This window comes from Actinoplanes sp. NPDC048791, assembly GCF_040650095.1.
Lineage (GTDB): Bacteria > Actinomycetota > Actinomycetes > Mycobacteriales > Micromonosporaceae > Actinoplanes.
The window spans coordinates 1-4,955 of sequence record NZ_JBEZGQ010000640.1; the positions used below are offsets into that span (position 1 = coordinate 1).

The window sequence follows — 4,955 nt, forward strand, 5'->3', positions numbered from 1 at the left end:
GCCCGCAAGGTCTCACCCACATGACCGGGCTGCGGTTCGGCTACGGGACCAACGGGTTCGCCAACCACCGCCTCGCCGACGCGCTCACCGTGATCGCCGGGCTCGGCTACACCGGCGTCGCGCTCACCCTGGACACCGATCACCTCGACCCGTTCGCCCCCGGTCTGGCCGGGCGGGTCACCGAGACCGCCGACCAGCTGCGCGACCTGGGCCTCGCGGTCGTCATCGAGACCGGCGCCCGCTATCTGCTCGACCCCTGGCGCAAACACGCGCCCACGCTGCTGCACGACGATCGCAAGCTGCGGCTCGACTTCCTGCGGCGGGCGGTCGCGGTGGGCGCGGACCTGGGTGCCGAGGCCGTCTCCTTCTGGGCCGGGGTACGCCCGGACGACGTCGACGAGCGCACCGCCTGGCACCGGCTGGTCGACGGCTGTGCCGAGGTCACCGAGGCAGCCACCGCGGCCTCCGTGCCGCTCGGTTTCGAGCCCGAGCCGGGCATGCTGGTGGCCGACATCGCGGACTGGCGGCGGCTGCACGCCGAGCTCGGGGCCCCGGCGATGTTCGGCCTCACCCTCGACATCGGACACTGCCGCTGCCTGGAGCCGATGCCCGTGCCCGACTGCGTGACCGCGGTCGCCGGGCACCTGGTCAACGTGCAGATCGACGACATGGTCCGGGGCGTGCACGAGCACCTCGAGTTCGGCACCGGCGAGATCGACTTCCCGCCGGTGCTGCGGGCCCTTCGTGAGAGCGGTTACCGAGGCCTGGTCGCCGTCGAACTGCCCCGGCACTCGCACGCCGCTCCGGCCGTCGCGCGCGAGTCCCTGGCCTTCCTGCGAGCGGCCGACGAGGAGGCGCGATGACCGCCTGCACCGAGCATCGCCGTGCGGGACCTGCCGACGGCCGGGAACGCGAGGGCCGGGGCATCGCAAAGGAGGCTCTGCCATGACCCTTGACGACCTGCGCGCGGCGCTGGCCGCCGTACCCGGACGGGACTGGCTGGACGACGCCCTGGCCCGCGTCCGCACCGACCCGGACGCCGCCGGGCCGTTGTTCGCCCGCGCCGAGCGCAAGCTCGGCCGGGAGCCGCTGGCCGACGACAGCGCCTGGACGGCCGGGCGGGCCGGGCGCGTCCTGCTGCTGGCCGAACTGGCCGACCCGCAGCGGATCGTGACCCTGTACCAGCAGGGGGACGCCGCCGAACGGCTCGCCGTGCTGGCCGCCCTGCCGCTGCTGGACATCGGCGACGCCGGGGTGCCGTTGCTGCACGACGCGTTGCGCACCAACGACACCCGGCTCGTCGCCGCCGCGCTCGGCCCCTACGCCGCGCACCTGGACGCCGCGACCTGGCGCCAGGGCGTGGTCAAGTGCGTCTTCATGGGCGTCCCGCTCAGCGCGGTCGACCGGCTCGACGATCGGGCCGACCAGGAACTGGCGGCCATGCTCGGGGCGCTGGCCACCGAACGCGCCGCCGCCGGCCGTCGTATGCCGGACGACGCGCTCGCCCTGCTCAACCGGCTCACCGTCGCCAACACCTCGAGGAAGCAGGCGTGATGCGCATCTTCGACCCGCACATCCACATGACCTCGCGCACCACCGACGACTACCGGGCGATGGCCGCCAACGGCGTGCAGGCCGTGGTGGAACCGGCGTTCTGGCTCGGGCAGCCGCGCACCAACCCGGGCTCGTTCGCCGACTACTTCGACTCGCTGATCGGCTGGGAGCCGTACCGGGCGGCCCAGTTCGGCATCCGGCACCACGCCACGCTGGCCCTGAACCCCAAGGAGGCCAACGATCCGCGCTGCCGGGGCGTGCTCGACCTGCTGCCGCGCTACCTCGACAAGGACGGCGTGGTCGCGGTCGGCGAGATCGGCTACGACTCGATGACCCCGGCCGAGGACGAGGCCTTCGCCGCCCAGCTGGCCCTGGCGATCGAGTTCGAGCTGCCCGCGCTGGTGCACACCCCGCACCGCGACAAGGCCGCCGGCACCAAGCGCACCCTGGATGTGGTGGCCGAGTCCGGCATCGAGCCCGGCCGGGTCGCCGTCGACCACCTCAACGAGGTCACCGTCGGCCTGGTCCGCGACTCCGGCTGCTGGATGGGCTTCTCCATCTACCCCGAGACCAAGATGTCGCCGCCGCGGATGGTGGAGATCATCAAGGCGTACGGCACCGAGCGGATCCTGGTGAACTCGGCGGCGGACTGGGGCCACTCCGACCCGCTGCTCACCGTGGAGACCGGTAAGGCGTTGCTGGCCGCGGGCTTCACCGCCGACGACGTGGACCGGGTGCTGTGGCGCAACCCGATCGAGTTCTACGGCCAGTCCGGGCGCCTCGACCTGTCCGCGACCGCGCCGGGCCCGTCCTTCGCCGGCAGCTCGATAGCCCGCGGAGGCAGCTGATGCGGCTGCGTCATCGCGACGGGCAGACCGTGCACCTGTCCTACTGCACCAACGTGCACGCCGCCGAGGACCTCGCCGGCATCCTGGAGCAGCTCGACACGTACGCGGTGCCGATCCGGGAACGGCTCGGCACCGACGTGCTCGGGCTCGGCCTGTGGCTGGCCGCACCGGTCGCGGCCGGGCTCGCCTCCGACGTCGCCGACCGGCAACGGTTGCGCCACGAGCTCGACGTACGCGGGCTGGAGGTGGTCACCCTCAACGGGTTCCCGTACCAGGCGTTCCAGGCGCCGGTCGTGAAGCACGCCGTCTACCAGCCCGACTGGAGCACCGCGCAGCGGCTCGCGTACACCCTGGATCTGGCCCGGGTCCTCGCCGACCTGCTGCCGGCCGGCGCCGCCCGGGGTTCCGTCTCCACCCTGCCGCTGGCCTGGCGCGACCCCTGGAACGCGGGCCGGGCCGCCGACTGCCGGCACAACCTGGACGAGCTCGCCCGCTCGCTGGCCCTGCTGGACCGCCAGATCCGGGTCGCCTTCGAACCCGAGCCGGGCTGCGTCATCGAGAACACCGTGCAGGCGGTGGAACTGCTAGCCGGCGTCTACACCACCCGCCTCGGCGTCTGCCTCGCGCACCTGGCCTGCTCCTGGGAGGAGCCCGCCGACGCGCTGCGCCACCTCGCCGACGCCGGCCTGCCGATCGTCAAGGTGCAGGTCTCGGCCGCGCTGGCCAGTGCCGATCCGCGCGCCGACGCGGCCGTGCTGGGCGAGTACGTCGAACCGCGGTTCCTGCACCAGACCAGGGGCCCGCAAGGGCTGTCCACAGACGACCTCGACGAGGCCCTCGCGCTGCCCGACGGCGGTGACCAGCCCTGGCGGGTGCACTACCACGTGCCGTTGCACGCGCCGCCCGTACCGCCGCTGCAGAGCACCGTCGGGGTCCTCGTCGACTCGCTGCGGCTGCTGGTGGGCGGGCCTGAGGCGTTGTGCGACCACTTCGACGTGGAGACGTACACCTGGCATGTTTTGCCGCCGACCTCGCGCCCGCACGGACCGGCCGAGCTCGCCGCCGGGATCGCGTCCGAGCTGTACTTCGCCCGGGCCCAGCTCACCGCGCTGGGTCTCACCGCCGATCAAGGAGTGACGTCGTGAAGCCCGTGGTCGTCCTGGACGTCGTCGGCCTGACGCCGCGGCTGCTCGAGCACATGCCGCGCCTGGCCCGGCTGGCCCGCACCGGATTCCAGGCCCCGCTCGGCACCGTGCTGCCGGCGGTCACCTGCTCGGTGCAGTCCACCTTCCTCACCGGCACGCTGCCCGCCGAGCACGGCATCGTCGGCAACGGCTGGTACTTCCGCGACCTCGGCGAGGTGCTGCTCTGGCGGCAGCACAACGCGCTGGTGCAGGGGGAGAAGCTGTGGGACGCGGCCCGGGCGCGCCGGCCCGGCTTCACGGTGGCCAACGTCTGCTGGTGGTACGCGATGGGCGCCGACGTGGACTGGACCGTCACGCCCCGGCCGATCTACCACGCCGACGGGCGCAAGGACCCGGACTGCTACACGTACCCGCCGGAGCTGCACGACGAGCTCACCGCGAAGCTCGGCACCTTCCCGCTGTTCAGCTACTGGGGGGCGAATGCCGGGCTGCCCTCGTCGGCCTGGATCTGCCGGGCCGCCGAACAGATCATGGACCGCCACCAGCCCGACCTGACCCTGGTCTACGTCCCGCACCTGGACTACGACCTGCAACGCCACGGCCCGTCCTCGCCGCAGGCCGCCGCGGCCGCCGCCGAACTCGACGTCACGCTGGGCCCGCTGCTGGACGCCGCCGCGGCCCGGGACGCCACCGTCGTAGTCCTCTCCGAGTACGGCATCACCGACGTCTCCCGCCCCGTCGACATCAACCGGCTGCTGCGCGCCGAGGGCCTGCTGGAGGTGTACACCCAGGCCGGCATGGAGTACCTCGACCCGTGGCGATCGCGGGCGTTCGCCGTCGCCGACCACCAGATCGCCCACGTCTACGTCCGTGACCCGGCCGACATCCCGGCCGTGGCCAAGCTCTGCGCCGCGCTGCCCGGGGTCGCCGAGGTCCTCGACGCCGGCGCCCAGGCCGGACACGGGCTCGACCACGCCCGCTCCGGTGAGCTGGTGCTGGTCGCCGAGCCGGACGCCTGGTTCACGTACTACTACTGGCTGGACGACGCGGCCGCCCCGGACTTCGCCCGGCTGGTCGAGATCCACCGCAAGCCCGGCTACGACCCGGCCGAGCTGTTCTTCGACCCGGCCGGTCCCGGCGCCGCCAAGGGCCGGGCCGCGGTGGCTCTGCTGCGCAAGAAGGCCGGCATGCGGTACCTGATGAGCGTCGTGGGCCTGGACGCCGGCGCCCGCGCGGTCCGCGGCTCGCACGGCCGGCTGCCCACCGACCCGCGGGACGCGCCGGTGCTGATCTGCTCCGACGCCTCCGCCGCCCGAGGTCAAGAAGGTGATCGTGGGGCAGGACCGGCTCATCGAGCGGCTGCTGACCGCGCTGCTCGCCGGTGGGCACTGCCTGCTCGAAGGCGTGC

At 73.3% G+C, this 4,955-nt stretch carries 4 protein-coding genes and 1 pseudogene; all 5 read left to right on the plus strand.

Translation table 11 applies throughout. The features are described from left to right. The first annotated feature begins 20 nt into the window (after positions 1-20). Complete coding sequence (locus AB0C29_RS33340) at positions 21-863, plus strand: sugar phosphate isomerase/epimerase family protein (protein ID WP_360828748.1); 843 nt, start codon at positions 21-23, stop codon at positions 861-863. An 82-nt stretch (positions 864-945) separates the two neighbouring features. Continuing rightward, the gene (locus AB0C29_RS33345) at positions 946-1,554 is read left to right on the plus strand and encodes an EboA domain-containing protein (protein ID WP_360828739.1); all 609 of its coding nucleotides are present in this window, start codon (positions 946-948) and stop codon (positions 1,552-1,554) included. Further along, positions 1,554-2,402 (plus strand): TatD family hydrolase, encoded by an 849-nt coding sequence (locus AB0C29_RS33350; protein ID WP_360828742.1) that lies wholly within the window; start codon positions 1,554-1,556, stop codon positions 2,400-2,402. Before AB0C29_RS33345 ends, AB0C29_RS33350 begins: the two co-directional genes overlap by 1 nt. After that, positions 2,402-3,547, plus strand: a complete 1,146-nt coding sequence (gene eboE, locus AB0C29_RS33355; protein ID WP_360828745.1) for a metabolite traffic protein EboE — start codon at positions 2,402-2,404, stop codon at positions 3,545-3,547. The genes AB0C29_RS33350 and eboE overlap by 1 nt, the downstream gene beginning before the upstream one ends. Before the next feature lie 53 nt (positions 3,548-3,600). Further along, positions 3,601-4,863, plus strand: a pseudogene (locus tag AB0C29_RS33360) (nucleotide pyrophosphatase/phosphodiesterase family protein); the annotation flags it as partial. Positions 4,864-4,955: the final 92 nt, after the last annotated feature.